The 26,115-nt window shown below is 69.3% G+C and carries 25 protein-coding genes, 1 tRNA gene and 1 pseudogene; 13 read left to right on the top strand and 14 right to left on the bottom strand.

Going from position 1 to position 26,115, the window contains the following annotated elements; translation table 11 throughout:
- Positions 1–124 precede the first annotated feature (124 nt).
- From ACWFR4_RS19330 to ACWFR4_RS19315, 4 genes are all read right to left on the bottom strand, one after another.
- Positions 125–198 (bottom strand) — tRNA-Met (locus tag ACWFR4_RS19330).
- Between the two features lie 60 nt (positions 199–258).
- On the bottom strand, positions 259–1,596 hold the full coding sequence (locus tag ACWFR4_RS19325) for an enolase C-terminal domain-like protein (RefSeq protein ID WP_453653513.1): 1,338 nt from the start codon (positions 1,594–1,596) through the stop codon (positions 259–261).
- A gap of 40 nt (positions 1,597–1,636) precedes the next feature.
- Positions 1,637–2,974: a gluconate:H+ symporter gene (locus tag ACWFR4_RS19320; protein ID WP_453653511.1), complete on the bottom strand. Its 1,338-nt coding sequence runs from the start codon at positions 2,972–2,974 to the stop codon at positions 1,637–1,639.
- Between the two features lie 105 nt (positions 2,975–3,079).
- Positions 3,080–4,039 carry a 5-dehydro-4-deoxyglucarate dehydratase gene (locus tag ACWFR4_RS19315; protein ID WP_453653509.1) on the bottom strand — a complete coding sequence of 320 codons (960 nt, stop codon included), beginning with the start codon at positions 4,037–4,039 and terminating at the stop codon, positions 3,080–3,082.
- Positions 4,040–4,189: 150 nt separating this feature from the next.
- On the opposite strand from ACWFR4_RS19315, the gene ACWFR4_RS19310 reads away from it, so the two are divergent.
- Positions 4,190–4,951, top strand: a complete 762-nt coding sequence (locus tag ACWFR4_RS19310; protein WP_453469509.1) for an IclR family transcriptional regulator — start codon at positions 4,190–4,192, stop codon at positions 4,949–4,951.
- 42 nt (positions 4,952–4,993) lie between these two features.
- Here ACWFR4_RS19310 and ACWFR4_RS19305 read toward each other — a convergent pair whose 3' ends face one another.
- The gene (locus tag ACWFR4_RS19305) at positions 4,994–5,869 is read right to left on the bottom strand and encodes a LysR substrate-binding domain-containing protein (protein WP_326708751.1); all 876 of its coding nucleotides are present in this window, start codon (positions 5,867–5,869) and stop codon (positions 4,994–4,996) included.
- A gap of 206 nt (positions 5,870–6,075) precedes the next feature.
- Here ACWFR4_RS19305 and ACWFR4_RS19300 point away from each other — a divergent pair, with 206 nt between their 5' ends.
- Together ACWFR4_RS19300 and kdgD are read left to right on the top strand one after the other, a co-directional pair.
- A complete protein-coding gene (locus tag ACWFR4_RS19300; protein WP_453653507.1) occupies positions 6,076–7,257 on the top strand; it encodes an L-talarate/galactarate dehydratase in 1,182 nt (393 codons plus the stop codon).
- Between the two features lie 200 nt (positions 7,258–7,457).
- Positions 7,458–8,390, top strand: a complete 933-nt coding sequence (gene kdgD, locus ACWFR4_RS19295) for a 5-dehydro-4-deoxyglucarate dehydratase (RefSeq protein ID WP_453653505.1) — start codon at positions 7,458–7,460, stop codon at positions 8,388–8,390.
- A 48-nt stretch (positions 8,391–8,438) separates the two neighbouring features.
- On the opposite strand, the gene ACWFR4_RS19290 is transcribed toward kdgD, so the two are convergent.
- Positions 8,439–8,951 carry a hypothetical protein gene (locus tag ACWFR4_RS19290; protein ID WP_453469433.1) on the bottom strand — a complete coding sequence of 171 codons (513 nt, stop codon included), beginning with the start codon at positions 8,949–8,951 and terminating at the stop codon, positions 8,439–8,441.
- A gap of 76 nt (positions 8,952–9,027) precedes the next feature.
- Entirely contained in the window at positions 9,028–9,366 is a 339-nt protein-coding gene (locus ACWFR4_RS19285; RefSeq protein ID WP_453653503.1) for a hypothetical protein, read from the bottom strand.
- A 251-nt stretch (positions 9,367–9,617) separates the two neighbouring features.
- On the opposite strand from ACWFR4_RS19285, the gene ACWFR4_RS19280 reads away from it, so the two are divergent.
- The 3 genes from ACWFR4_RS19280 (at position 9,618) to ACWFR4_RS19270 (ending at position 12,534) form a co-directional block, all read left to right on the top strand.
- Positions 9,618–10,118, top strand: coding sequence for a hypothetical protein (locus tag ACWFR4_RS19280; protein WP_453653501.1), 501 nt, complete (start codon positions 9,618–9,620; stop codon positions 10,116–10,118).
- 569 nt (positions 10,119–10,687) lie between these two features.
- On the top strand, positions 10,688–12,115 hold the full coding sequence (gene rox, locus ACWFR4_RS19275; protein WP_453653499.1) for a rifampin monooxygenase: 1,428 nt from the start codon (positions 10,688–10,690) through the stop codon (positions 12,113–12,115).
- 59 nt (positions 12,116–12,174) lie between these two features.
- A complete protein-coding gene (locus ACWFR4_RS19270; protein ID WP_453653497.1) occupies positions 12,175–12,534 on the top strand; it encodes a hypothetical protein in 360 nt (119 codons plus the stop codon).
- 27 nt (positions 12,535–12,561) lie between these two features.
- Here ACWFR4_RS19270 and ACWFR4_RS19265 read toward each other — a convergent pair.
- Positions 12,562–12,789: pseudogene (locus ACWFR4_RS19265) on the bottom strand (nuclear transport factor 2 family protein); the annotation flags it as partial.
- Positions 12,790–13,014: 225 nt separating this feature from the next.
- Here ACWFR4_RS19265 and ACWFR4_RS19260 point away from each other — a divergent pair.
- Positions 13,015–13,656 carry a hypothetical protein gene (locus ACWFR4_RS19260; protein WP_453653495.1) on the top strand — a complete coding sequence of 214 codons (642 nt, stop codon included), beginning with the start codon at positions 13,015–13,017 and terminating at the stop codon, positions 13,654–13,656.
- Between the two features lie 71 nt (positions 13,657–13,727).
- Here the strand turns inward: ACWFR4_RS19260 and ACWFR4_RS19255 are convergent, their stop codons facing one another.
- Positions 13,728–15,695: a hypothetical protein gene (locus ACWFR4_RS19255; protein WP_453653493.1), complete on the bottom strand. Its 1,968-nt coding sequence runs from the start codon at positions 15,693–15,695 to the stop codon at positions 13,728–13,730.
- 330 nt (positions 15,696–16,025) lie between these two features.
- On the opposite strand from ACWFR4_RS19255, the gene ACWFR4_RS19250 reads away from it, so the two are divergent.
- A complete protein-coding gene (locus tag ACWFR4_RS19250) occupies positions 16,026–16,742 on the top strand; it encodes a tRNA-dependent cyclodipeptide synthase (protein ID WP_453653491.1) in 717 nt (238 codons plus the stop codon).
- Positions 16,739–17,962 (top strand): cytochrome P450, encoded by a 1,224-nt coding sequence (locus ACWFR4_RS19245; protein ID WP_453653489.1) that lies wholly within the window; start codon positions 16,739–16,741, stop codon positions 17,960–17,962. Before ACWFR4_RS19250 ends, ACWFR4_RS19245 begins: the two co-directional genes overlap by 4 nt.
- A gap of 174 nt (positions 17,963–18,136) precedes the next feature.
- Here the strand turns inward: ACWFR4_RS19245 and ACWFR4_RS19240 are convergent, their stop codons facing one another.
- Positions 18,137–18,688, bottom strand: a complete 552-nt coding sequence (locus ACWFR4_RS19240) for a hypothetical protein (protein WP_453469368.1) — start codon at positions 18,686–18,688, stop codon at positions 18,137–18,139.
- A 14-nt stretch (positions 18,689–18,702) separates the two neighbouring features.
- Entirely contained in the window at positions 18,703–18,879 is a 177-nt protein-coding gene (locus tag ACWFR4_RS19235; protein ID WP_453469369.1) for a hypothetical protein, read from the bottom strand.
- Between ACWFR4_RS19235 and ACWFR4_RS19230 the strand changes: the two genes are divergently transcribed.
- The gene (locus tag ACWFR4_RS19230) at positions 18,878–19,732 is read left to right on the top strand and encodes a helix-turn-helix transcriptional regulator (protein WP_453653487.1); all 855 of its coding nucleotides are present in this window, start codon (positions 18,878–18,880) and stop codon (positions 19,730–19,732) included. The two genes, ACWFR4_RS19235 and ACWFR4_RS19230, sit on opposite strands and share 2 nt — an antisense overlap.
- Here the strand turns inward: ACWFR4_RS19230 and ACWFR4_RS19225 are convergent.
- Complete coding sequence (locus tag ACWFR4_RS19225) at positions 19,720–20,349, bottom strand: hypothetical protein (RefSeq protein ID WP_453653485.1); 630 nt, start codon at positions 20,347–20,349, stop codon at positions 19,720–19,722. The genes ACWFR4_RS19230 and ACWFR4_RS19225 overlap by 13 nt on opposite strands.
- A gap of 99 nt (positions 20,350–20,448) precedes the next feature.
- Positions 20,449–21,342 carry a helix-turn-helix domain-containing protein gene (locus ACWFR4_RS19220; RefSeq protein WP_453653483.1) on the bottom strand — a complete coding sequence of 298 codons (894 nt, stop codon included), beginning with the start codon at positions 21,340–21,342 and terminating at the stop codon, positions 20,449–20,451.
- Between the two features lie 35 nt (positions 21,343–21,377).
- Here ACWFR4_RS19220 and ACWFR4_RS19215 point away from each other — a divergent pair, with 35 nt between their 5' ends.
- The 3 genes from ACWFR4_RS19215 (at position 21,378) to ACWFR4_RS19205 (ending at position 23,842) form a co-directional block, all read left to right on the top strand.
- On the top strand, positions 21,378–22,172 hold the full coding sequence (locus ACWFR4_RS19215; RefSeq protein WP_453653481.1) for a phytanoyl-CoA dioxygenase family protein: 795 nt from the start codon (positions 21,378–21,380) through the stop codon (positions 22,170–22,172).
- A gap of 150 nt (positions 22,173–22,322) precedes the next feature.
- The gene (locus ACWFR4_RS19210) at positions 22,323–22,607 is read left to right on the top strand and encodes a hypothetical protein (protein ID WP_453469791.1); all 285 of its coding nucleotides are present in this window, start codon (positions 22,323–22,325) and stop codon (positions 22,605–22,607) included.
- Between the two features lie 44 nt (positions 22,608–22,651).
- Positions 22,652–23,842: an amidohydrolase family protein gene (locus ACWFR4_RS19205; RefSeq protein WP_453653479.1), complete on the top strand. Its 1,191-nt coding sequence runs from the start codon at positions 22,652–22,654 to the stop codon at positions 23,840–23,842.
- Here the strand turns inward: ACWFR4_RS19205 and ACWFR4_RS19200 are convergent.
- Positions 23,826–26,006 (bottom strand): acyltransferase family protein, encoded by a 2,181-nt coding sequence (locus tag ACWFR4_RS19200; protein WP_453653477.1) that lies wholly within the window; start codon positions 26,004–26,006, stop codon positions 23,826–23,828. The genes ACWFR4_RS19205 and ACWFR4_RS19200 overlap by 17 nt on opposite strands.
- Positions 26,007–26,115: the final 109 nt, after the last annotated feature.

The raw sequence follows: 26,115 nt of genomic DNA, 5'->3' as shown, positions 1-26,115 counted from the left end.
TACCAACACGGCCGAGGACCACGGCCAAGGGTTGTTCCAGGTTCCCGCGCCGGCTCGGTCGAGCGGCGCACCCTGCAGACACAGCAAGGCCCGGATCCAGAAGGATCCGGGCCTTGTCCATCAGTAGCGGGGACAGGATTTGAACCTGCGACCTCTGGGTTATGAGCCCAGCGAGCTACCGAGCTGCTCCACCCCGCGTCGGTAGACACCACCGTACGCCATCGCAGCCGGTCCCCATGACCACGTGCCCTCGGATCGCTAGCGGACGAGGCACGGGCGCTTGCTGTCGAACTGCCAGTCCGGGACGAGATACCTCATCCCGATGGCGTCGTCCCGTGCCCCCAGGGCCTTCGTCCTGTAGAGGTCGTGGGCCGCGAGCAGTCGGTCCATGTCGAGCTGGACACCCAGGCCCGGGGCGTCGGGCACGGCGATCTCACCGTCGACGATCCGGGGCGGGGCGGTGGTGAGGCGCTCCAGGCCTTCCTGCCAGATCCAGTGCGTGTCCAGGGCGTTGTACTCGCCGGGGGCGGCGGCTCCGCAGTGGGTCACCATCGCGAGGGAGATGTCGAAGTGGTTGTTGGAGTGGCAGCCCCAGGTCAGGCCCATCGCGTTGCAGAGCTGGGCCACGCGGACCGAGCCCTGCATGGTCCAGAAGTGCGGGTCGGCCAGGGGGATGGAGACCGACTGGAGCGCCAGGGCGTGGGTGAGCTGGCGCCAGTCCGTGGCGATCATGTTGGTCGCGGTGGGCAGGCCCGTGGCGCGGCGGAACTCGGCGAGGATCTCGCGGCCGGAGTAGCCGCCTTCGGCACCGCAGGGGTCCTCGGCGTAGGCGAGGGTGCCGGACAGGGGCGCGCACAGTTCGATCGCCTCGCGCAGCGACCACGCGCCGTTCGGGTCGAGGGTGATCCTGGCCTCGGGGAAGCGGTCCTTGAGCGCCTGTACGGCCCTGACCTCCTCGGCGCCTTCGAGGACGCCGCCCTTGAGCTTGAAGTCGCGGAATCCGTACCGGTCGTACGCGGCCTCGGCCTGGCGGACGATCGCGTCGGGTGTCAGGGCCTCTTCGTGGCGGACGCGGTGCCAGTCGACGGCCGAGTCGGGTTCGCGGACGTATTCCAGGTCGGTGCGGTCGGGGTCACCGACGTAGAAGAGGTAGCCCAACACCCGTACGGAGTCGCGCTGTTGGCCGTCGCCGAGGAGTGCCGCGACGGGGACGTCGAGGTGCTGGCCCAGGAGGTCGAGCATCGCCGACTCGACGGCGGTGACGGCGTGGACGGTGGTGCGCAGGTCGAAGGTCTGGGCGCCTCGTCCGCCTGCGTCGCGGTCGGCGAACCTGGCTCCGATCTCGCGCAGGACGCGCTTGTAGTCGCCCACCTTCGCACCGACCACGAGGGACTCGGCGTCGCGCAGGGTCTGGGTGATCTTCTCGCCACCCGGCACCTCGCCCAGGCCCGTGCGGCCTTCCGAGTCCTGGAGGACGACGATGTTGCGGGTGAAGTAGGGGCCGTGCGCGCCGGAGAGATTCAGTTCCATGCAGTCCCGGCCGGCGACCGGATAGACGGCGAACGCGGTGACGGTCGGCTGCTTGCTCAAGGTCATTGCGGTTCCTGTGGTCGGAAGGCGTGCGGGTTGATGTGTGTCACAGGCTCAGGAAGTCCAACGCCCATTCCATGGCAAGTACGCCGCCCAGGCCCAGCACCGCGAGCACGGTCGTGTACGTGGTCCTGACCTTGATCGCCTCGATGACCGAGAGGTTGAAGTACTCCTTGAAGAGCCAGAATCCCGGGTCGTTCACATGGGAGAACGCGATCGACCCGCAGGAGACGGCGAGAACCATGATCTCGGGGTGGATGCCGCTGCCCGCCAGGAGCGGAAGCACCACGCCGGACGCCGTGACGACGGCGACCGTCGCCGAGCCGAGGGCCACGCGCAGGATGACCGCGATGAGCCAGGCCAGGATGAGGGGCGAGATGGCCCAGCTGTCCGTGACGTCCTTGATGTAGTCGGAGATCCCACCTTCGACGAGGACGTTCTTGAAAGCGCCGCCGGCGCCGATGACCAGGAGGATCATCGCCATCGCCTGGGCCGCCGAGGTGCAGGAGGCGCTGACCTCCGTAAGGCTGCGGCCGATGCGCGGCCCGAACGCCCAGATCGCCAGGAGCAGCGTCAGCATGAGCGCGATCGGGGCCGAGCCGATGAACGCGACCGTGTGCAGGAACGGGCTGTCGCCGGACGTGACCATGTCGATCACCGCGGCGCCCGCGATCAGGACCACCGGGAAGAGGGCCACGAGCAGCGACCAGCCCATGCCGGGCATCTCTTCGTCGGTGAACTCGCGGTCGCTGACCAGGCCCTTGGGGATGGACGGGTTCATCGCCTTCACGAACGGCAGGCGCGGCCACGCGAGGGCGATGAGCGCTCCGGCCGGTACGGCGATGAAGAGGCCGTAGAACAGGGTGTGCCCGACGGAGGCGTGGAAGGTCGCGGCGACGGCGGTGGGGCCGGGGTGCGGCGGGAGGAAGCTGTGCATGGTGGACAGCGCGATCGACATCGGCAGTCCGACCCACAGCAGCTTCGCGCCGGTGACCCGCACGAGGGTGAACGCGATGGGCACGATGATGATGAAGGCGACCTCGTAGAACATGGTGACGCCGATGAGCATGGACGTGACCACCATGGCCACCTGCACCCAGCGCGGCCCGAAGGCGTCGAGGAGCCGGTTGGCTATTCGTTGCGCCGCTCCGGAGTCCCCCATGACGCGGCCGACCATGGCGCCGAGGCCGATGGTCAGCATCGTGTCGCCGATCTGGCCGCCGATGCCTTCCGAGAGGACGTCCGGGATCGTCGCCGCCGGAATCCCCTGCACCAGGGCGACGCCGATCGCCACGAGGAGGAGGGCGGCAAACCCGTTCATTCTCAGCCTGGTCATGAGGAAGAGCAGAATCAGAACGCTGATTCCCACTACGACGAGAGGCAAGGCAGTTCCCCTTTGAACTGTGGATCGAACTGTGGATCGCGGGTCGGGCGGGTACGAAGCTGAGCGCGGCAAAGCACTGGGGCTTCGACTACGCGTGTCCGGCAGTCAGTTCACGCGCCGCACGGCGCCGACCAGGTTCAGCCCGGCGTCCAGCACCTTCTCGAGATCCGCGAGGTCGGCGGGCGACGGGTCGGTGAGCGGGGCGCGCACGGGGCCGACCGGGAGGCCGCGCAGCCGGGCCGCGGCCTTGACGAGGGAGACGGCGTAGCCCGGGACGCGGTCTCGCAGTTCCACCAAGGGAACGTAGAAGTCGCGCAGGAGCTTGTTCATCGCCTCGTCGTCACCCGCCCGCAGCGCGTTGAAGAAGGCTTTCGCGATTTCGGGCGCGAACGCGTGGACCGCGGAGGAGTAGGCGGGCACGCCGACGGTGGCGTAGGCGCGGGCCTGCATCTCGGCGGTGGCGGCGCCGTTGAAGAAGAGGAAGCCGTCGGGTGCGGCGAGTGTCAGGCGCTGGAGCCGGTCCAGGTCGGAGTGCCCATCCTTCAAGCCGACGACGGTGGGGATCCCGGCGATCCGGCGCAGGGCGTCCGCGCCGAAAGTGACCTGGTCGCGCTGGTACGCGATCAGCGGCAGCCGGGTGCCCGCGGCGATCCGGCGCAACTGCTCCACCAGCCCGTCCTGCGGAGCGCCGACCAGGTAGTGCGGCAGCACGAGCAGCGCGTCCGCGCCTTCCTCCTGCGCGATCCGGGCGAACCGCAGCGCCTGCGCCCAGCCGTAGCCAATGCCGGCGACCACCGGCAGCCGCCCGTCGGCGACCTCGACCGTGACCCTGACGACCGCCCGGTACTCCTCCTCGTCCAGCGAGAAGAACTCCCCCGTTCCGCAGGCGGGGAAGACCATGCCCGGCGCGTTGGCCAACTGGGCGGTCAGGTAGGTCCGGTAGGCGTCCAGGTCGAGGCTGCCGTCGTCGTGAAGGCTCGTGAGCGGGAAGGACAGCACCCCCCTCGCCATCCCGTCACGCAGCTTCTGCGCGACATCCTCGGGTTGCGTGCCGACCTCGTTCATAGATCTGATCCCCATATGCAGATGGCGTCCATGTATGAGAATGGAGGCTAAGTCGGTGAACTGGTCGGGTCAATGGGTGAAGCGCTGCCGATTTACGATGACCGGCATCGGGAAGCAGGGGGAACGCGCGTGACATCAGGGGTCCGTGGGGTGAAGTCGGCGCTGCGCACGGTCGCGCTGCTGGAACTGCTCGCGGCGAGAGGCGACCGGCCCGCGCGCCTGGACGAACTCGCCGACGAGCTGGACGTGCCGCGCAGCAGCATGTACCAACTGCTGCGGACCCTCGTCGACTGCGGCTGGGTGCGTACGGACACCACCGGCTCGCTGTACGGGATCGGGATCCGCACGCTGCTCACCGGTACGAGCTACCTCGACAGCGACCCACGTGTGCGTACCGTGCGCCCGTATCTCGACGAGGCGTCGGACGCGCTCGGCGAGACGATCCACCTGGCACGGCTCGACGGACCGCACGTCGTCTATCTCGCGACCCGCGAGTCCCACGAGTACCTGCGCACCATCAGCCGCGTCGGCCGCCGGGTCCCCGCACACGCCGGCGCCCTCGGAAAGGCGCTGCTCGCCGAGCGTGCGGACAGCGAACTGCCGCTCCCCGAAGGCCCGTTGGCCGCCCTGACGGAGAACACCCACACCGACCGAGTCACCTTGCTCGCCGACCTGGCGGGCGTCCGCGAACGGGGCTACTCCATCGACCACGAGGAGACGGTGACCGGCATCGCGGGCTTCGGCTTCGCCCTGCGGTACGACACTCCGGCCGTCGACGCCATCAGCTGCTCGGTTCCCGTCGCCCGTCTCACCGGCGAGCGCCAGGAACGCGTCGTCGCCGTCATGCGGGACGTACAGACGAAGATCGAGGCGTTGCTCTCACCGCGCTCGGGGGCGCCCGACTGGCGGTGAGTGCGAGCGGGGGCGTACCGGGTTGGTTGCCCCCGTCCTTCGTCACAGGTGGCGGAGCAGGGCCTCCAACGCCGGATTGTCGTTGTTCCTGCGCCACACCAGATTCAGCTCGACCGGCTTGGGTTCCCTCAGGGACAGCGGCTTGTAGGTGATCCCGCCGAACCTCATCTGCGCCGCGGCCTCCGGGACCAGGGCGATGCCCCAGCCCGCGTTCACCATCGCCAGAATGCTGTGCACCTGGCTGAGGTACTGGGTGAAGACGGGTGTGACCTGGGCGGCGCGGAAGATGCTGACGAGCAGCTCGTGGAAGTAGCGGGCCTCGACCGGCGAGTACATCAGCACCTCCTCCCCGTCGAAGTCCTCCACACGCAGGTCGCCCTCGCGCGCGGCGAGCGGATGGCCGGTGGGCAGGGCGGCGAGCAGACCCTCCCTGACCGCGGGCCGGGTCTCCAGGTCGGGCCCTGTGTTCGCGGGGCGGATCATGCCCAGGTCGAGGGATCCTTCGGTGATGGCCTCCAGCTGGTCGCGGGTGACCAGTTCACGCAGCACCACCTCCACGCGGGGCATGGCCGAGCGGGCCACTTCGAGCAGCGTGCCGAGGGCCGAGTTCGCGCTGGCCGCCGTGAAACCGATGGCGATGGCTCCGGCCTCGCCTGCCGACACCTGCCGCACGGCGAGGGCCGCGTGCTCGGACTGGCGCAGGATGTGGCGCGCCTCGTTGAGGAACGTGCGGCCCGCCGGGGTGAGCCGCACGGAGCGGTTGGTGCGGTCGAGGAGCTGTACGCCGAGGTCGTGCTCGAGGAGTTGGATCTGCCGGCTCAGCGGGGGCTGCGTCATCCGGAGGCGCTCCGCGGCGCGGGTGAAGTGCAGTTCCTCGGCCACCGCCACGAAGCTCACGAGCTGTGCCAGCGTGAACAATGATTCTCTCCGGGTATCAGCGCATGCAAAATTGGTCTTGGACGTGGATCAATCGCCGACTCTAGCTTCAAGGGGAGTCAACGCCTCCGTCGGCCGCACGGCCGACAGCAGCCCGCGCCGACAGCAGCCCGCCCCAACCGCCGACTCGGCCGGGCGCGCGCAGCATGCCGGCCGGTCGCATCCGCCTCACACCCCAGGGACACGAAGTGGTGACGAAGACCCACACGACCACCAACGCAGCGCACGTCGCAGGCGAGGCGACGCTCGACAGGATCTCCTGGATCAAGCTCTCCTCGATCACCCTGCCACTGGCCACGCCGATCAGCGACGCCAAGGTCCTCACCGGGCGTCAGAAGCCCATGACCGAAGTGGCGTTCCTCTTCGTGGAACTGGAGACCGAGCAGGGGCACGAGGGTATCGGCTTCAGCTACTCCAAGCGGGCCGGCGGCCCCGGCCAGTTCGCCCACGCCAGGGAGATAGCCGACAACCTGCTCGGCGAGGACCCCAGCGACATCGGCAAGATCTGGACGAAGCTGGCGTGGTCCGGCGCCTCGGTGGGCCGCAGCGGCCTGGCCACGCAGGCCATCGCCGCGTACGACGTGGCCCTGTGGGACCTCAAGGCCAAGCGCGCGGGCCTGCCGCTGGCCAAACTCCTCGGCGCCCACCGCGACTCCGTACGCTGCTACAACACCTCCGGCGGCTTCCTGCACACCCCGACCGAGCAGGTGCTCGACAACGCCTCCGCCTCGCTGGCGAGCGGCATCGGCGGCATCAAGATCAAGGTCGGCAACCCCGACCGCAAGCAGGACCTGCGCCGGCTGACCGCCGTCCGCGAGCACATCGGCGACGACGCCCCGCTGATGGTCGACGCGAACCAGCAGTGGGACCGGCCGACCGCCCAGCGGATGGGCCGGGCCATGGAGGAGTTCGACCTCGTCTGGATCGAGGAGCCGCTCGACGCCTACGACGCGCAGGGTCACGCGGCGCTCGCCGCGTCGCTCGACACCCCGATCGCCACCGGCGAGATGCTCGCCAGCGTCGCCGAGCATTACGAGCTGATCCGCCACAACGCGGCGGACATCATCCAGCCCGACGCGCCCCGCATCGGCGGCATCACGCAGTTCCTCAAGCTGGCCGCGCTCGCCGAGCACCACAACCTCCAGCTCGCACCGCACTTCGCGATGGAGATCCACCTCCACCTCGCGGCCGCCTACCCGATCGAGCCGTGGGTGGAGCACTTCGACTGGCTGGAGCCGCTGTTCAACGAGCGCCTCACCATCGGCGGCGGCCGCATGCACGTCCCGTCCCGCCCCGGTCTCGGCATCACCCTCACCGACCAGGCCCGCACCTGGACCCAGGCCACCCACGAGGCCGGCAAGCGCCACTGAGGCCTCATCACGCAACACCTTCTCCCGTCCGCGCCTCCTCATGGGGGCGCGGACGAGCCATGCCCGCACCTTCCACGCGTAATACCGACCCGGTATCACCGGATGCGAAATCAGTGTTGGACCGGCATGAGTCGTTGCTCGTAGCGTCGTCACCAGGGGCACCCACCACGCCTCACCTCGACTCCAGGAGCAGAACGCAGATGACGTCGTCCTACACCCCGTCAGAGCTCGGCCGGCGCATCGGATCCGGCCTGCTGTCCTTCCCCGTCACCCACTTCACGGCCGACGAACTCTCCTTCGACGAGAGCGCCTACCGCGACAGCATCACGCGCCTGGCCGAGTACGAGGTGGGCGGCCTGTTCGCCGCGGGCGGCACCGGCGAGTTCTTCTCCCTGACGGGCTCCGAGGTCGAGCGCGTCGTCGCCGCGGCCGTGCAGAGCGTCCCCGAGGGAACGCCCGTCCTGGCCCCGGCCGGTTACGGCACACGCACGGCCGTCGAGTACGCGCAGGCCGCGGAACGCGCGGGCGCCGACGGCATCCTGCTCTTCCCGCCGTACCTCACCGAGGCCGGACAGGAGGGCCTGGCCGACCACGTGGAGGCCGTGTGCCGCTCCACGTCGCTCGGCGTCATCGTCTACAGCCGCGCCAACGCCGTCTACACCGCGCCCACGCTCGCCCGGATCGCCGAGCGCTGCCCCAACCTCATCGGCTACAAGGACGGCGTCGGCGACATCGACGCCATGACGCGGATCTACACCCGCCTCGGCGAGCGCCTCACCTACATCGGTGGCCTGCCCACCGCGGAGATGTTCGCCCTCCCCTACCTCGAACTCGGCGTCACCACCTACTCGTCGGCCATCTTCAATTTCCTGCCCGAGTTCGCCCTCGAGTTCTACGGCGCCGTCCGCGAGCGCAAGCACGACACCGTCATCAAGCTCCTCGACGACTTCGTCCTGCCGTACACCGAGATCCGCAACCGGCGGCCCGGCTACGCGGTGAGCATCGTGAAGGCGGGCATGACGGCAGTCGGCCACAGCGCGGGCCCGGTCCGCCCACCCCTGACCGACCTGACACAGGACGAACTGTCCGAGCTCGCCGCGCTGATCAACGGCCTCCCCACGCACGCAATCTGATGCCCCATCGGATCGCAGGCCGCCGGAGCAGCGGGCCGGCCCGGCCGGTCACAGCTTGAACACCACGCCACGCCACGTCCACCCCGCGCCGAGGACCACGTCCTGCAACGGGACCTTCATCTCCGCGGGGTCGAAGCGGAACACCTCCGTCTTGTGCAGACGGCCGTCCGGCCCCCGCTGGACCTCCCACTGCCGGCTCACCGTGGTCACCTGCCCCCGGGAGTACTCACGTGACCGGGCCAGCCTTGGCGTGTCCCCGACCCACGCGACCTCCCACTGCTCGTCGAGTGCGCGCACCTCGTGGCTCTCCGCGTCCAGGCGCATCCTCGTCTTCAGTGTCCGGTTCAGCTGACTCCGCGAGAAGAAGGTGCGCCAGGCCGGCTCCAGGACCCGCCACTCGGCGACGAGGTCGGCACGCTCGGCAGGAGTGCCGTTGCGTACGACGTAGGGCACGTCGGACCCGTTGATCGCGAGCAGCGCGGAGCGGACTTCTCCGGCCGGGCGCGGTGTGACACCGGCGTCGGGATGCTTGGTGCCGGTCAGTTTGTCGAAGAGACCCATCGGGTCAACCTATGGAGACACCGGCCGAACGGACAACCTCCCCGCCGGCCTGCGCCATGCCCCTCGCGCGGACCAACTAGTGTTCCGCGCCTCGTTTCCGGCGGCCCCGGGAGAACCATCGGCCGACCTCTGTCGCGAGGCCCAGCGCGAGTGTCGATCCCAGCACCGATGCCATCAGAGCCTGCGAGACGGCTGCCGCCTTCAGGCCGACCTCGAAGAAGCCGACAGCGGCCAGGCCGGGCAGCGCTGAGCCGACACCGAGCACCACGACGAGCCGACGTGTCCCGCTGGGTACGGAACGCCCTTGCGCCGCCCGTGCCTTCAGGCTCTCCCGGAACCAGAACGACGCCAGGGCCGCCACCTCGAGGCCGGTGACCACCACCGCCAGGACAAGATCGACCACCCAGGCCAGCATGCCGCCATGTTTCCGCGCCGACCGGATCCCGGCCTGAGTACGGATACTCAGGCCCCTGCACGCAGGAGCGATTTTGCCGTCATTTTTACATCCGGCCGCACAACCATTTCATGAATGCCATTCGCACGGACACACACAAAAAGAATTCGAAGAATGGTGGAACTGGCGGGCCGCGAGTGCAGTCTTGTCCGGTGACCAGAAGCCCGCAGGATTCACTGCGGAACCGAATGACGGGGAAGGTTCCACCGACCATGCGCACTCGCACCCGCACCGCTCTCTTCGCCTCCGCCGCAATCGCAGCCACACTCTCCCTCACCGCGATCACCCCGGCCCTGGCCGGCACGTCCGCGCACACCACGGCCGTCGCCGCCGCCCCCGCGCCGTCCCAGGGCGACCCGCGCAGCACCACCAACCGCGTCGCCGATTTCTACGGCGCGTACATCGACTCGATCTGGGACAACGAGGACCCGGCCGCCGGCGTCAACGCCAAGGCGCTGCGCTCCTTCTACCTGTCCACGGCGGCGCAGAAGAAGGTTGCCGCGTTCGAGGCGAAGGAACACGCCGACGGCATCCTGTTCGCGCAGAACGTGCCCGTGAAGTGGAAGGTCGACTACACGGGCTCCGGCGCGGGCCACGCGACCTCGCTCGTCACGCTCACCTGGAGCGACGGCGCCAGCCCCGAGGTCACCAAGATCAAGGTCCAGTCGGACCTCCAGACCCGCAAGATCACCGACCTGGCGGCCGTCAACTAGCCCGCGCCGCCCAGCGATGGCCCGTACCGGAGACGTCCGGTACGGGCCTCGCGCATCTCCCTTTCACAGGGGAATTCAATAGCACTGCTGTCGATCGCAATCTCACGGACCGCGCTTCACTCTTCAGCGTCGACATATTCGTGTCCTCGAAATTCAGTCCGCTCCGACGATCTCAGCAGATGCAAGCAATTCAGTACTGCTCGGCTACACGCGGGCGGCCCGGGGCGCACCGACCAAGTCAACCGGCTTGCGTTGTACTGACGTTGTGGATGCGGGGACTGCCGCCGTGGTCGTCGTACAGGCCTGACCGACCTTGACTGCCCAGCAGACGACAAAGGGCAAGGAGAGTGTCCACTCCCTTGCCCTCTTCAACATATAGCGCACAGGGGGCCTTGCGGCAAGGCCCCGGTCCTGGCGCAGAATGACCGGCCGAGGCCAGGACCTGCGGAAATCGGGGATTCGCAAAGTGCTTGCACCTCTGTCGACGTACGGTCATGCGTGATCGTGTGCGCGTCGTCGGACTTCGCGGACCGCCCGGCCGTCATTCAACTCGTCACGTAGGGGATTTCATGATCGACGTCATCGTTGTGGGCAGCGGACCGACCGGCTTGATGCTGGCAGGTGAGCTGCGGCTGCACGGCGTGAACGTGGTCGTGCTGGAGAAGCTGACCGAACCGACCAAGGAGTCCCGCGGACAGGGCCTGCACGCGCGCAGCGTGGAGGTGATGGACCAGCGCGGGCTGTTGGACCGGTTCCTCGCGGTGAGCGAGAAGTTCAGCGCCGGTGGTCTCTTCGGCGGAATCATGAAGCCGTGGCCGGACCGGTTGGACACCGCTCACCCGTTCGGTGTCGCCGCCTCGCAGCCGGTCACCGAGCGGCTGCTCAACGAGCGTGCGCTCGAACTCGGAACCGAGATCCGGCGCGGGTGCGAGGTGGCCGGGGTGAGCCAGGACGACGACGGGGTGACCGTCGAGTTGGCCGACGGCACGCAGCTGCGCTCGCGCTACCTCGTGGGGTGCGACGGGGGCCGCAGCGTGGTGCGCAAACAGCTCGGCGTCGACTTCCCCGGTGAGCCCGCCACGATCGAGACGCTGTTGGGCGAAATGGGGGCGACCGAGGATCCGGCGACGATTACCGCCGTCGTCGAGAAAACCCGCAAGACCCACCTGCGGTTCGGCGTCATCCCCCAGGGAGAAGGGATGTACCGCATCGTCGTGCCCTCCGCGGACGTGGCCGAGGACCGTGCGACCCCGCCGACCCTCGACGATTTCAAGCAGCAACTGCTTGCGACGGCCGGCACCGACTTCGGCGTGCACTCGCCGCGCTGGCTGTCCCGGTTCGGCGACGCCACCCGGCAGGCCGAGCGCTACCGGGTCGGCCGGGTGTTCCTGGCCGGCGACGCGGCGCACATCCACCCGCCGACGGGCGGGCAGGGGCTCAACCTCGGCGTCCAGGACGCCTTCAACCTCGGCTGGAAACTGGCGGCCGCGGTCAACGGCTGGGCGCCGGAAGGGCTGTTGGACAGCTACCACACCGAACGGCACCCGGTGGGCGCCCGCGTGCTGGACAACACCCGTGCGCAGATCACCCTGTTGGGGACCGATCCAGGTGCGACGGCACTGCGGGAGCTGTTCTCGAAGCTGATGGACTTCGAGGAGGTGAACCGGTACGTGACCGGGATCATCACCGCGGTCGGGGTCAGCTACGACTTCGGCGAGGGCCACGAGCTGCTCGGCCGTCGGATGCGGGACGTCGAGCTGAAGCAGGGGCGCCTCTACGAGCTGATGCACGACGGACGCGGGCTGCTCCTCGACCCGACAGGCAGGCTCTCGGTGGAGGGCTGGGCGGACCGGGTCGACCACGTCGTCGACGTCGGCGAGCAACTGGACGTTCCCCCGGTGCTGCTGCGACCGGATGGTCACGTGGCGTGGGTCGGTGAGGATCAGCAGGATCTGCTCGGCCACATGTCCAAGTGGTTTGGCTCTGTTGCCAGTTGAGCGCGTGGGCGCGGACGCGAGCGCGGCGATCGTGAAGTGACGGCTACTGGCCCGGCGAGATGAACACCGGTCCCCTCCTCGCCGGGTCCAAGGGTGGTGCTCACGTCTTCCGGCTGTACCACGATAGCCAGAACCCGAAGCTGCCGCCGCCCGAGTTCACGTACTTCCACGACGGGGACTACATGTGCGGCTTCGACATGCATATGCACACGTGGTCGCATGAGATCACGGGTTCACGTCCCGATCTGGTGAGCGCCGCCCTCCAGGCCGGGGGCGTCCCGGACGAGGACCGCCAGGACGTGGCGCACGCCAAGTCCCTCGCCGTCGTCGAGGAGCAGTTCCAACTCACCCTCCCCAAGGAACTGGTGCTGCACGGGAAACTCCCCGCCGCCTTGATCAGGGGGCAGGAGTCCGCGTGAACCAACCCCCGCTCCACGGCTCATGACCTACCCGTCGCCGGCCGAGGCGTCCGGGAACGAGTGGTGCTCGTGCGCCGCGGTCCAGCGTCCCTCTTCCTTGCGCAGCCCGAGCGTCAGGCGCAGGCGGTTCTCCGGTTGCCCGGCCAGGTCGTCCGGGGTTCCGCAGTGCAGCAGGGCGTGGGCGTAGGCGACATCGTCACCGGCGGTGACGTCGAGGGACACGATGTCGAACACGGCCCCTTGCGCCTGCCACGCCGTCAACGTGTGGGAAGAGATCACCGAAGGCGAGACAGAGCCGTGGATGGTGGACGTGCTGACAGCGGCGCGAGAAGTGGGAAGCGCACCGCTCCTGACCGCGCACAGGGACGCTGAACGGCTTCCAGGGCTGTCTGAGCTGCCGGTGCCCGATGAACCGTGCTGCGCACCAGACGTAGGCCGTTCCCGCCGGTGATGTCGGTCCTTTCGAGTAGCGTGCAGCGCATGACCGACACGATTGGCTGGATAGGGCAGCACACCAACAGCGATCAGGCTGCGCCGGGCAGAGGGATGCTGAGCGGGATCTCCCTGACCCTGGCCCGCGGTTTCGACAGCGACGACGAGTTCCTCATCAGCCTCGGTGCGGATCTCGACGAGCTAGCCGCCCGCACCCCCTACCAGGACCGGGGACCGCTGCCCGCCGACCATCACCCGGCGATGTACGGGACACACGGCGACTGGCTGTACGTCCTTGAGAACTGGGGCCGGGCGACCTGGTACACGGGCTACACGGGCGGCGTGAAGTCGATGCGCCCCTACCCGGACGAGGAAATCATCTGCATCACCCTCAACGAATTCAGCCCCCCGCAGATGATCGTGCACGCGCCCGGCGACGGGAACGCCTACCGGGCCGAGTTCACCACCGACACCGGACAGGGATCCGCCCTCGACGCCGCGCTCCAGGCGGCCGGGGCTGTCCTGGGGCCACGGCCCGAGGACGACGCAGACATCCCCGCGTACGAAGACCGGTTGGTGAACATCGCGGGCCCCGTGTTTGCCGCGGTCGGCGCCTATACCGGAGTGCTCATCGACCACGCCGCCGTCACCACCGGCACTCTGCCCTACGTGGCGCTGCCCGCCGTCTGAATCTCCGGCACAACGAGACCGGCCCCACCCCGCGGCCAGCGGGGGTGGGGCCGGTCCTTTGCTCTACGGGGTTACTGCGCGGTCAGCTTGCAGATGACCGGCGTGCCGCCGCCGTTGTGGCAGGTGATCCCGGGCGTCATCCGGGTATCCAGCCAATAGGCATCCTTGTCGCGAAGCCGCATGTCCTTCATGAAGGCGGAGAAGTGGCCGCCCATGGACTCCTGGTTCTCCTTGCCGGAGATCGCGGACCGACCACACACCTCCTTGAACGTGGGATCCGTACCGTCCAGGCTGAACAGGTGCATCGTCGTGCCGACCTTCTTGGCGAAGGTGCCCAGGCATGCGTCACCGGTCGGCGTGGTCTTGCCCGGCACCAGAGCCGGGTTCAGGCCGCCTTCCGTCGACGACATGCCGCCGCTGTTGTACGACGAGGCGAACGCGAACTCGTCGCAGTTCAGTTCGTCCGCGACATCGGTGAGGGCGGAAGCGTCACCGTTCTCCGCGGCCCACCCGGTCGGGCAGATGCGGCCACGGCTGCGATTGTTCTGGTCCTTGTCGCCCATGTAGTACAGCGGCTTGCGCTCAGCCTCGGAGCCGGGGTGTGTCGGGTTGTACGTCTGGATCAGCCAGCCGTGCGCCGCCGCCTGCGGGAACTTCTTCGCGTTGAACTCGTACGTGGGTGCGGAGTTGACGAACACGCAGCCCGGGGTGACGTCCTTGTCGACGTCCTTGGTGTCACAGCGGATCTGGTCCAGCTCGGACGTGTCCCCGCGGTAGTCCAATGACCACTGGTAGCCGGTCATGAATGGGCGGATCTTCCCGTCCGAGGGCAGGATCGCACCGTCGATCTGCACGTCCGGCTTGAACAGCTCCTGCGTGTTCACGCCCGAGGCGTCCCAGGTGTACGGCGTGGTGATCTCCGCCGAGTGCATCTCACCGGGAACCCACCAGTTCTTGCCCTTCCACGCCGAGGCGTCCGGCTGGATCGGCTTGCACGACCCCTGACAGAAGTGCTTCCCGAGGTTCAGGTCGATCTCGGCGAAGTCCAGCGGGATCTGCTGCGCGGGCTCGATCAGGAGGTGCTCGGTGAAACTGTTCGCCCCGTCGAGTTGCAGGGTCCGCACGAACATGAAGTACGCGATGGCGTCAGGGACACCGTCGGTGCGGATGACGACCGGCACCGATCGCACGTCACACTGCGCCTGCCGGGTGGACAGGATGGATGGGAAGTCCGTGTTGCACCACGGGATTCCGGCGATCTCGTCGGATGCGGCTGCCATCTTCGCGGCGACCTTCTTGGGCGCCTCGTCCTTCGTGAGCTGCTTGCCGAAGCACACCTGACGGCCGTCGTCGTCCTTCGCGCTGCACTGCTCGGCAGCGGGCTTCGTCTTCGCGGCCAGCGTTGCGCCGGCGCCGAGCGGCTTCGTCTGGAGTCCGGACGGCGGGTTGTCGAGTGCCGAGGGATCCGGTGCCGTGTAGTCGGGCGCGGGGAGCGTGAGATCGACCGGGGGCTCTACCCGGAACGGCGCCCACGGTGACCACGACGTCTCATACAGGGAGCCGTCGAACGCCGAGGTGTGGAACACGTAGTTCTGGTGCAGGGACAGCTTCCCCGGGGGAACGTCCACCGTGACGAGCGACCCGGAGGCGACGTAGGGGGAGACGATGACGCCGTACGTGGTGTCGTTCAGCTTGACCTTCGTGACCGGCTTACCGGCCGCGTCCGCCGTCCACACCTCGAACGTCAGCGTCGACTTGTCGCCGTCGGCGTCGGTGACGGTGTTCTTGAGCTGGACCTTCTTCTGTGAGACGACCCGCTGAAATCCGGCCGCGTCCTTCTTCGTCGACGGCGCAGCGACGGGGTTCTTTCCGGATACCGGGCGGGAACCGGCCGCGGCGATCGACCGCACTTCGGGACCGGCGGCCGGACGGGTGGACGGTGCGGCGTTCGGGTCCGGCTGCCTGGCACCCGCTGTGCCGGCGGCGCTTGCTGCGGCGCCGGTGCTTGCGAGCATCAGCATGGCCACGCCGACGGCCATGCGTGAAACTATGCGTCTTCTTCTGGATATACCAGACAAAACATGCCCCTTCTGGCCCTGCCCGCGTGTACCCCCGAGGCAGGACTGGACGGTTGGATATGTCGCGCCACGGAAGTAGAACACAGGAGCGAACCGCCAACCTATGAACTCCCTGTGTTGGTCGGCGAGTTGGTGCACTCGCACGGAAGATGCCGAAACCTTCTGTTCATCCTGTGACTGGCCGGTAACCCTGGATACCCAGCGCATCCCTCGGCTAGCGTCGTGATCGAGTTGCCACACCCGGGGCACAAGGCCCTGCGCGACTAGCAACTCCGAGGGACGTCAAAGAAGTTGACGACTGCACTTCGCACCGAAACCTTCGCCGTACAGCCCTACACACCCCACTGCCGCGTCATCCACGACGAAGGCGAACACGCCGTCATCGGCATCTCCTCGGGCAACGGATACTTCTCCCATCAAAAGGTCCTCGATCTGGCCGCATGGGGCCTGGACAACTTCCGTCAAGTCGATCTGATCTGGACCGACATGCACGTCGCCGAACAGTTCGAAGCCCTCGGCTACGGCTCCGTCGAAGCGCAGCGCAAGACCGTCAAGAACCTGCGCGGCGTACGCGCCAAGGTGACAGCCGCCGTCGGATCACTGGACCCATCGGGTCAGCGACTGCGCGGACGCCCCATGTCGGACCTCGTACAGATCCCCGCCTACCGCAAGATCCGCGATGAGCTGGACGTCATGCTCAAGGACGACAAAGAGTTCCGCGACGTGTGTGACCAACTCGCCGCCCGGTTCCTCGAAACGAAGGTCGGCGGCCTCGGCGCCACCCAACGACAACGCCAGGCATGCATCCGCTACGTGTGCGCCGAAGTACCTCTCTTCCTCGACACCCCGGCCATCCTGGGCGTCCCCTCCAGCCTGAACCTCTACCACCAGGCCCTCCCGCTGGCCGACCTGCTGTACGCCCGCGGATCCGGTCTGCGCGCCTCCCGCAACCAGGGACACGCCGTGATCACCCCCGCCACCGCTGACGACCAGGAGCACGCCGCATGACCACCGCCACGATCACCGGCTGCCCCGTCAACCACGACGCCGATCCGCTGCCCCGGTTCCCGTTCGACGCCAACGGCACACGGCTCCCCAACGAGATCGCACACCTGATCACCAGTGAGCCGGTCAAGAGAGTCCGCACAATCGCCGGCGCAGAGGCATGGCTCGTCTCCTCCTATCCGCTGTGCAGACAAGTCCTCGACGACGCCCGGTATTCGCTCAAGGACACGTCCGCGCCCGGGATGCCACGTCAGTACGCGCTGACGATCCCCCCGGAGGTCGTCAACAACATGGGCAACATCACCGGCGCGGGACTGCGCAAAGCAGTGTTGAAGGCCCTCAACCCCAAAGCCCCGGGGTTGGAGGACTGGCTTCGCGAGCACGCCGCGCACCTCGTCGACCGGCTCGTGTCCGCCGGGGCACCGTCCGATCTGCGGTACGACTTCACCATCCCGTACTCGACCGGCCTGCACTGCTACATCCTCGGTATCCCACAGGCCGACTCCGCGGCGCTGTACGGCTCCCTCGACGTCGCGTTCATGAACAGTCCCCGCGAGATCCCCGCGGCGGCCATGAACTGGGACCGCGACATGGCCCACATGGTGATGCGCCTCAACGACCCCGAAACCGGCGGCCTCATGGGCGAACTCGCCGCCCTGCGCGAGGATCCCGCGTATAACCACCTCACAGACGAGATGCTCGCCACCGTCGGCGTCACCATGTTCGGCGCCGGCGTCATCAGCGTCATGGGCTTCCTCACCATGGCGATCGTCTCCCTGATCCAGAACCCCGACCTCAAGGCCCGGCTCGTCGCCGAGCCCGAGCTGATCCCGGCCGCCGTGGATGAGCTGCTGCGCATCAACCTGTCCATTGCCGATGGCCTCCCGCGCATCGCCACGGAGACGATGCAGCTCGGAGACGTCACCGTACAGAAGGGCGAACTCGTCCTGGTGCTCGTCGAGGCCGCCAACCACGACCCCGCCGAGTTCGACGACCCCCACACCGTGCGCCTGGACCGGCCGAACCCGAACGCACACCTGAGCTTCGGTGGCGGCGGCCACTACTGCCCCGCTACCGCCCTCGGGAAGCGACACGCACAGATCGCGATCGAGACCCTCCTCGACCGGATGCCGAACCTCGATCTCGCCGTCCCGATCGAGCAACTCGTGTGGCGCACAGGCTTCATGAAGCGCATCCCCGAGCGCCTGCCAATCCTCTGGTAGATCGAGCGCAGACGACAGGGGCCCCCGACACGTGTCGGGGGCCGCTAGTCATTTCCCGTGCCGACCCGGCAACTCGGACGTGACACCCGACGAGAATGAACGTGCCGCTTCTTCGAGGCCACGACCCTCGCGTACGGAACGTAGCAACTCGCCCCGAAAGAAGCGGAGTTAACACTAAGGTGGTGGCCGGCGGCAGATTTGATCCAAGTCGCTACGGAGGCCGCTTCCTGCCGCAAGGGGAGCCGCTGGCGCTGCTGCCCGCAGAGCAACACGCCGCGTCACAAAAGACGTTCCGACCGTCACGACCAGCACGCCGGCGGTTGCACCGAACGCGGCGGTGAGGCCGTTCAGCCACGCGTAGCCGCTGCTGCTGGGGTACGTGGTTCCGTCGTCCAGCACGCAGTCGAAGCGCAGCGGCACGTAGGAAGTCCGGTGCCCGACCAGGTGCTGGACGGTGCTGTCGTCGACGTCGGCGTCGCGGCACGCGGGCGCCGGAGACGAGGAGGCCCCGCTCTCCGACTCGTGCGCGGACAGCTGCACCGCGCCGAGCCCGAGCACGTACAGGCCGGCTGCCGCTGCCGCAGCCATCGCAGCACACCACCGCAGCAGATCTCGTGACCAGTCCGCCCGACGGCCGGGAAGGGCGACGGAGATGAACTTGACGACCACCGCGACGACCCAGACGGGGATCGCGAGCAGAGCGGGCAGTGCCAGAAAGACGAACACGGGCCAGGCACCCTTCACAGGCGTTCGGCGCGGGCGAGTTCATGGAGCGCGGCTCGGCCGCCTTGACCGGAGTAGACCTTCGAAGGCCTCAACAGGTTGTGGTCGTCGCCTGACCTACGCGGGTTCGCGCTCACCGGGTGGGACTCCCAGTACCAGGTGGATCCGCGCCGGGCGGTGCACAGTGGAGTCATGGCGACCACGGAGTTCGGGCACACGGTGCGGCGCTGGCGCGACCGGGTCTCGCCGGAGTCGGCCGGGCTGCCCGTCGGCGGTGGCCGGCGCGCGCCCGGGCTGCGGCGCGAGGAGCTCGCCATGCTGGCCGGTATCTCCGTCGACTACGTCACCCGCCTCGAACAGGGCCGCGCGACCAACCCTTCGGAACAGGTCGTCGAGGCACTGGGCCGGGCACTGCGCGTGTCCGCGAGCGAGCGCGAGCACCTGTTCCACCTGGCCGGGCTCGTACCGCCGGGGCAGGGCACGGTGCCCGCCTTCATCACGCCGAGCGTCCAGCGGATGCTGGACCGGCTGACCGGGACGCCCGTCGCGGTCTCCGACGCCACATGGACGCTGCTGCTGGCCAATCCCCTGTACACGGCGTTGATGGGTGAGCGGCACGGCGACGAGCGCAACGCGGTGTGGCGCAACTTCCTCGGCCCGGCCGGCCGCGTCCGTCACACGCCGGAGTCCCTGCGCGCGCTCGAGACCGCGCAGGTCTCCGACCTGCGTGCGGCGGCGAGCCGCTATCCGCAGGACCAGCGGCTGCGGCGACTGATCGCGGAGCTGCGTGCGAGCAGTGAGCGCTTCGCCGAGCTGTGGGATTCCGGAGCCGTCGGCCAGGCGGAGGCGTCGCGCAAGACCATCGATCATCCCGAGGTGGGCGCCCTGACGCTGGACTGCGACATCCTCAGCGTCGCGGGCACCGGCCTGCGCATCATCATCTACACGGCAGAGCCCGGCACCCAGGACGCCGAGCGCCTCGCGCTACTCGGCGTCATCGGCACCCAGACACTCGCCGGAGAGCAGTCCCGCGCTCAGTGGCCGTAGGGCGGCTCGAAGCAGCCGGTCTCCATGTACGGGCCATTGACCTTGACCCCGTAGTTCGTCTCCTGCACGAACGCGGTGACGCACGCGTCGGCACGGACGCGGAGGCCGACCTGTGTGCCCTCGGGCGTGACGTAGTGGTCGGTCTCGTAGCGCGAGTCCATCCCCCGTACGCCGAGCGTCCCGCCGGCCCGCTCGCCCGTATCGCCGCTCCCCTCCCCCGCGTAACCGAGCTTGAGGAGCGCCGCGCGAACGCTCTCGGGGTCCCACTCCTTCTGCCCCCAGAGCCGCTTGAGCACGGGCTCGATGCGGGCGGCTTCCCGCCGCGCGGCCTTCTCACCGGCGGGCGACATGCCGCCGGTGCGGCGGTAGGCGTGGTTGTCGCCGATGTGCGGGGCACCGTCGACGACTCCGGGCTCCACGTACGGGGAAGTGGGGGGAGACGTCATGGTGGGAGAAGACGACGGGGGCGGGCTCGAGGGTGCGGGTGAGGTCGGCAGTCCGGCCGCCGTGTCCGTGGCGCGCTCCTCGCCGCAGCCGGTCAGCGCGACGGCGCCGGCACTCAGCAGGACTACCAGCGTGGCACGGCGTCTGCGCCGCGGCGTCGTCAAGGTCAGCATGGGCAGGACTCTGCCATCGCCGGGCAGGCAGTGTGGCCCGCCGAGTCATGTTGTCCGCCAAAGCGTGACACCGAGTCCGTGCCGTGGGCCCGCCCTCACTCACCTGGCGGCGGACCGGTACGCCCTCGGCGGGGTTCCGTACCTGCCGCGGAAGGCGTGGCTGAAGTGGAAGGGCCCCGCGAAGCCCGAGGCCGCGGCCACCTGGGCCACGGTGAGTTCGGTACTCGTCAGCAGGCACGCCGCATGGCGCAGCCGCGCCTCCCGCAGGGCCCGCATCGGCGTGGAGCCGGTCTCTTCCGCGAAGAGGTGGGCGAACCGCGAGGGTGACAGGGCCACCGCCGCGGCAAGGGAGTCGACGGTGTGCGCTGCTGCCGGGTCGGCGTCGATCAGGGCCTGGGCGCGGCGCACGCGCGCGTCGCCCGGGCCGGTGCCGCCGGACGGGGAAGTGGCGAGCAGCAGGGCGCGTTCGACGGAGCCCAGGGCCAGCGCGGCGGCATCAGGTCCCGTCGCCACCGAGGCCGGGGCGTTACGGCGCGTGGCGCTCACCGGGCGGGGCGGGGCGCCCGTGCCGGTCCAGCGGCTGTCGGCGTGCGCCTGCCGCAGCGCCGCGGCGACGCCCGTACGCGCTCCGGGATGGACGTCGGGCATCACGTGGCAGCCGCTACCGAGGTCGTACGGGCGCAGGCGCTGCTCCCAGCCGGGGTGCAGCAGGAAGTGGGCCCACCACAGCCCCCACTGCTCGACGTCCGGCGCTGTCCGGTAGGTGTGATGTACGCCCGGCGCGAGCAGCACCAGGCTCCCGGGGCCCGCAGTCGTTTCGGCGCCGCCCTGGCGGACGTGACCGGCACCGGACTCCGTCCACAGCAGGAGCCAGCTCGGGGCGCCGGCCGTCCTGCGGACCGCGTAGTCGGGCCGCCCGTCGTGGCGGCCTACGATCAGGACACCCGGGGGCGGCGCAGCAGTTTCACGAAGGTCTGTGGCGGACACGCGCATAGCCTGGCACATCAGGACGGTTCTACGGTCGTCGCATGAACACAGTCGACATCCCGGCCTTCCGGACCTCGGGCTACGCGATCGCCCGCCAGCTCCTGTCACGCGAAGAGGTGGCCGCGCTCACCGCCGGTTTCATGGAATATCCCCAACGAGGCGCGGTATCAGGGCACTTCCAGCCGTCGGCGCAGGATCCCGACGGCCCGCACGATCCGCTGCGCGAGTACCCGCGCATCATGCACCCGCACCTGATCGACGACACCGCCATGCGTTACCTGCTCGACCCGAGGATCACCGCGACCGTCGCCGAGCTGATCGACGAGGAGCCGATAGCAGCACAGAGCATGCTGTACTTCAAGCCGCCCGGCGCGCGGGGGCAGGCGTTGCACCAGGACAACTTCTATCTGCGGGTCGAGCCGGGCACCTGTGTCGCGGCATGGGTGGCGCTCGACCACGTGGACCGCGACAACGGAGGACTCGAAGTCGTCCCGGGCACCCATCTCATGGACCTCTTCTGTCCCGAGGAGGCCGACCCTGACACGTATTTCACGAGGGAGTACGTGCCGCCGCCGGCCGGCCTGGCCCGCGTGCCCGTCGACATGGAGCCGGGCGACGTCCTCTTCTTCAACGGCAGCCTGGTCCACGGCTCCGAGCCGAACACGACCACGGACCGGTTCCGCCGCAGCTTCGTGTGCCACTACGCCCCGCGTTCGGCCCTCCGCATCGCCCGCCACTACCGCACGTTCACGCTGGAGGGCCGGGAGGTCTTCCTGGCCGAGGCGGAGGGGGGCGGCCCCTGCGGTACGGAGTTCCCGGTCACGTCGCCGCACTAGGTCCCCGGTCAGCTCACCTCACGGGCGACGGGGCATGCCTCGTATGGCATCGGGCGGCGTGCCGCCGGAGGTCGGGCGTGGTGAGCTGGCCTCGGAACAGGCCGCCGGCACGGCGGCGGGGGACCTGATCCATCCGATGGAGGATCCCCCATGGCAGTGTTCATGCAGGCCGAACCGACGGGCGTGACGACCGACCAGTACGACGCCCTCAACGCCAAGCTCCGGGCGGCTCCGGGCAATCCGTTCGAGGGGTGTCTGTCCCACGTCGCCGTCCCCACGAACTCCGGTGTGCAGATCTTCGACCTGTGGGAGTCCGAAGAGGCCATGCAGAAGTTCTCGGGCATCGTCATGCCGCTCGCGGCGGAGGTCGGGATCACCGGCGGCTCGATGCCGCAGTCCTCCGAGGTGCACAACTACTGGGTGGCCGGCGCGTAGGCGTACCCCACGCGCCGCTCACACGCCCGCGCCGGAGGACCGCCATGCTGGCTCTTCGCATCGCACGGGTCTTCGACGGCCGCGCTGTCGTCGAGGGCGCCGGGGTCGTCTTCGTGGACGGTGGGCGGATCGCCGGGGTCGAGGCGGCCGGGTTCGGGATCCCGACGGGCGTCGAGGTCCTCGACCGGCCGTCGGGCACGCTCCTCCCCGGCCTTGTCGACGCGCACGTCCATCTCGTCGGCGACGGCGAACCGTGGGCGTCGGAGCGGCTCGGCGAGCTGTCCCAGGACGACCTGTTCAGCACGATCGAGCGGTCCCTGCGGACCCAGTTGGCGGCCGGTGTCACGACGGTGCGCGACCTCGGGGACATGGCGTGGTCGGTCGTGGACTGGCGCGCGCGTCGTCCCCGTACCGGCCTGCCCACCGTGGTGGCGTCGGGGCCGCCCGTCACGAGCCGGGGCGGGCACTGCCGGCACCTGGGCGGTGAGGCGTACGGAAGTGACGAACTGCGCGCCGCCGTCCGGGAGCGGGCCGAGCGCGGCGCCGACGTCGTGAAGATCATCGCCGGGGGCGGCAAGCCGACTCCGGGATCCCCTGTCGACCGGGGCCGGTTCACGGCCGAGGAGCTCGCGCTCGTCGTCAGGCAGGCGCATGCAGTGGGACTGCCCGTAACCGCTCACGCGCACGCACTGGTGTCGATCCGGGACGCGATCGCCGCCGGCGTCGACGGGATCGAGCACTGCACGTTCCTCACCGCCGACAGCGTGCACGTGCCCGAGGAGGCCATCGCGGCCCTGGCCGCCCAGGGCATCGTGGTGTGCCCGACGCTCGGCCGTGCGCCGGATGCCGTGCCTCCGCCGCAGCTCATGGAGCGCGTACGCGAGGCGGGCCTTGGCTATGACGCGTTGCGCCGGCGGGTCGTCCGCGCGCATCTGGCGGGCGTCACGATCGTCTCCGGGACGGACGGAGGCATCGGCCCGGGCACACCGCACGGCGGCCTGCCCCGGGCCGTCATGGACCTGGTGTCGGGCGGCATGGCCGCGGCCGACGCCCTCGCCTCCGCGACGTCGGTGGCCGCGAGGGCTTGCGGTCTGGGTGACCGCAAAGGACGCGTCCGGACCGGCTACGACGCCGACCTCGTCGTGGTCGACGGCGACCCGTTCACCGACATGGCAGCCCTGGCCCGCCTCGATGTCACGGTCCTGGGCGGACAGGTGCTCAGTTCCCGCTCCTGACCCCCAACGCCCTTCCCAGGACGGGTGCCAGGGCTTCGGCGTAGCCCTCTGCCATATGGCTTTCGTCCCGGTAGACGAAGGTGTCGTACACCGCGACGGGACAGTCGCCGTGCGTGCTGCACAGCCAGGGCTGCGGGTCGATCACGGCGACGCCGGTCGAACGTGCCGCTGCCTTGGTGGCGTTCCTGCGGGTCACGTCGTGCAGTGCCACGGGCACGCGGACCGAGCAGTCCCGCAGGTGGAGGGGGTGGATGGCAGCGCAGTCGAGCACGTCCTCGCGAGGCCATGGCGTGTCGAGGAGCGCGACGACCCGGGCGTCGGACCGCGCGAGCCGGCGGAACGTCCGGACGTAGCCGTCGGTCCATCCCGCGAGCGGGTCGCGCATCGTCGTCGCCGGGGTGCCCGCGTCGGAGGAGGACACGAGCACGAGGGAGGGACGGAGCTTCTCGATCCGCGCGAGCGCGTCGGCGCGCCAGCGGTCACATGTCGCGTAGGGACGGTGGGCGTTGAGCGTGGTGACCGTCGCCGCCTTGCAGGATGCCTTGGTCATCGATATCAGCTTCCAATGACGCTGTACGGCAAGGACGTTGAGCGCCGGGAACCACTGGGCCGCATGGGAGTCGCCGAAGAGTACGACGACGTGTTTCGAGGACCGGTCTCCGTACACGCACGTGGGTGTACTCGTGCCGGCGTAGTTCTGGTGGCACCCGTCCCGGTACACGGCCGACCGAACGTCCGTGATCCCCGTCAGTGGTGGCGTGAGGTTGTCCGGCAGGCGGATACCGGTCGTGTCGAGGGCCTGCGTGAGGCGCGCGCCGGGGTCGGGGGCGGAGGTGAGCGCGTCCTTGAGTACGGGGGCGGGCTCACCGGAGCTGATCGACGGCGGGAAGGCGGCCGCGACCAGCGCGGTGGAGGCGGTGACGGCGCTCAGGGCGAGGCCGAGCCGCAGCCCTCGGCCAGGGCGGCCGCGCAGGGCCCGGTGGAAGCGCACCGGGTTCTCGACCAGGCGCAGGGTCAGCCAGGCCGGGAGCAGCGCCGCCACACCGAGGGCGAGCTCCAGGTGTGTGCCGGCGGGCCTGTCCAGCGCCTTCGGCCCGATGACCAGGAACGGCCAGTGCCACAGGTACCAGCTGTACGACACGCCGCCGAGCCAGGTCACCGGCCGTGCGGTGAGCATCCGGCGCGCTCCCGGCCACGCGGGCGAGGTGCCTCCGACGATGACGAGGGCGGCGCCGATGACCGGTACCGCCGCGGCCGTTCCCGGGAAGGGCGTGTCGGCGTCGAAGCGCAGCGCGGCGGCGATCACGCAGGCGAGACCGGCCCACGTCATCGCCACGGCCACGCCGGCCGGCAGGCGCGGAGGCCGGAGCAGGGCGAGCGCGACCAGCGCTCCGGCGCCCAGCTCCCAGGCGCGGGTGTGCGACCCGAAGTACGCCCAAGGCGCGGACCGCCCTGTCCCGTAGACGCTCAGCCCGAACGACACCGCGCACAGCGCCACCAGGGGTATCGCCAGGAGTGCGCGGCGCCGCCGGGACAGCCGCCGGCCCAGGAGCAGGAGCAGCGGCCACAGCAGGTAGAACTGCTCCTCGACGGCCAGCGACCAGAAGTGCTGGAACGGGGACGGAGGGCTGCCTTCCGCGAGGTAGTCGGTGCCTGTGGCCGCGAGGCGGAAGTTGACGGCGTACAGGGCGCTGGCGAACGCGTCGCTCATGTACTCGGCGAAGCGGATCTTCGACAGGAACAGCCACGATCCGGCGAGGGTCACCAGGACCACGAGGGCCGAGGCGGGGAGCAGGCGCAGCGCCCTGCGGGCGTAGAACGCACGGATCGATATGCGGTCGGAGGAGGACAGTTCGCGCAGGAGCGAGGACGTGATGAGGAAGCCCGAGATCACGAAGAAGACGTCGACCCCGACGTAGCCGCCGCTGAAGCGTGTGACCCCGGCGTGGCCCAGGACCACCAGGGTGACGGCGAGGGCCCGGAGCCCTTGGATGTCCGGGCGCTGCGCAGGGCCGGAGGATGTCGCGCCGGGCGGGGGTGAGGTGCGCCCGGAACCGGGCGCGGGCTTCTGCTCCACCGTCCCCGTCGACTGCGCGGCGGGATCGGTCGCTGTCTGTCCGGTGTACGTTCTTGCGCGGTTTCCGGCGTATGGAGTCCTGGTCACGTCTGGGACTGTCCGGTCGGCCCCTCGTGTTGCGGCCACGCACCCTTCTTTTCGAGCGTTATTGAGCGCTCAACCAGGTGTTCACGATCAGGGCGCCTCCGCGTGGTTC

This window comes from Streptomyces sp. NPDC055140, assembly GCF_053607285.1.
Note: the sequence above shows the minus strand (reverse complement) of the source record. Positions and strands in the feature narration are given on the sequence as shown.

Excerpts from the sequence above, each read along its gene's own strand:
- ACWFR4_RS19325 (WP_453653513.1), bottom strand. The coding sequence starts at position 1,596 with ATGACCTTGAGCAAGCAGCCGACCGTCACCGCGTTCGCCGTCTATCCG.
- ACWFR4_RS19315 (WP_453653509.1), bottom strand. The coding sequence starts at position 4,039 with ATGAACGAGGTCGGCACGCAACCCGAGGATGTCGCGCAGAAGCTGCGT.
- kdgD (WP_453653505.1), top strand. The coding sequence starts at position 7,458 with ATGACGTCGTCCTACACCCCGTCAGAGCTCGGCCGGCGCATCGGATCC.
- ACWFR4_RS19290 (WP_453469433.1), bottom strand. The coding sequence starts at position 8,951 with ATGGGTCTCTTCGACAAACTGACCGGCACCAAGCATCCCGACGCCGGT.
- ACWFR4_RS19285 (WP_453653503.1), bottom strand. The coding sequence starts at position 9,366 with ATGCTGGCCTGGGTGGTCGATCTTGTCCTGGCGGTGGTGGTCACCGGC.
- ACWFR4_RS19280 (WP_453653501.1), top strand. The coding sequence starts at position 9,618 with ATGCGCACTCGCACCCGCACCGCTCTCTTCGCCTCCGCCGCAATCGCA.
- rox (WP_453653499.1), top strand. The coding sequence starts at position 10,688 with ATGATCGACGTCATCGTTGTGGGCAGCGGACCGACCGGCTTGATGCTG.
- ACWFR4_RS19270 (WP_453653497.1), top strand. The coding sequence starts at position 12,175 with ATGAACACCGGTCCCCTCCTCGCCGGGTCCAAGGGTGGTGCTCACGTC.
- ACWFR4_RS19260 (WP_453653495.1), top strand. The coding sequence starts at position 13,015 with ATGACCGACACGATTGGCTGGATAGGGCAGCACACCAACAGCGATCAG.
- ACWFR4_RS19255 (WP_453653493.1), bottom strand. The coding sequence starts at position 15,695 with ATGGCCGTCGGCGTGGCCATGCTGATGCTCGCAAGCACCGGCGCCGCA.
- ACWFR4_RS19245 (WP_453653489.1), top strand. The coding sequence starts at position 16,739 with ATGACCACCGCCACGATCACCGGCTGCCCCGTCAACCACGACGCCGAT.
- ACWFR4_RS19230 (WP_453653487.1), top strand. The coding sequence starts at position 18,878 with ATGGCGACCACGGAGTTCGGGCACACGGTGCGGCGCTGGCGCGACCGG.
- ACWFR4_RS19235 (WP_453469369.1), bottom strand. The coding sequence starts at position 18,879 with ATGACTCCACTGTGCACCGCCCGGCGCGGATCCACCTGGTACTGGGAG.
- ACWFR4_RS19225 (WP_453653485.1), bottom strand. The coding sequence starts at position 20,349 with ATGCTGACCTTGACGACGCCGCGGCGCAGACGCCGTGCCACGCTGGTA.
- ACWFR4_RS19220 (WP_453653483.1), bottom strand. The coding sequence starts at position 21,342 with ATGCGCGTGTCCGCCACAGACCTTCGTGAAACTGCTGCGCCGCCCCCG.
- ACWFR4_RS19215 (WP_453653481.1), top strand. The coding sequence starts at position 21,378 with ATGAACACAGTCGACATCCCGGCCTTCCGGACCTCGGGCTACGCGATC.
- ACWFR4_RS19210 (WP_453469791.1), top strand. The coding sequence starts at position 22,323 with ATGGCAGTGTTCATGCAGGCCGAACCGACGGGCGTGACGACCGACCAG.
- ACWFR4_RS19205 (WP_453653479.1), top strand. The coding sequence starts at position 22,652 with ATGCTGGCTCTTCGCATCGCACGGGTCTTCGACGGCCGCGCTGTCGTC.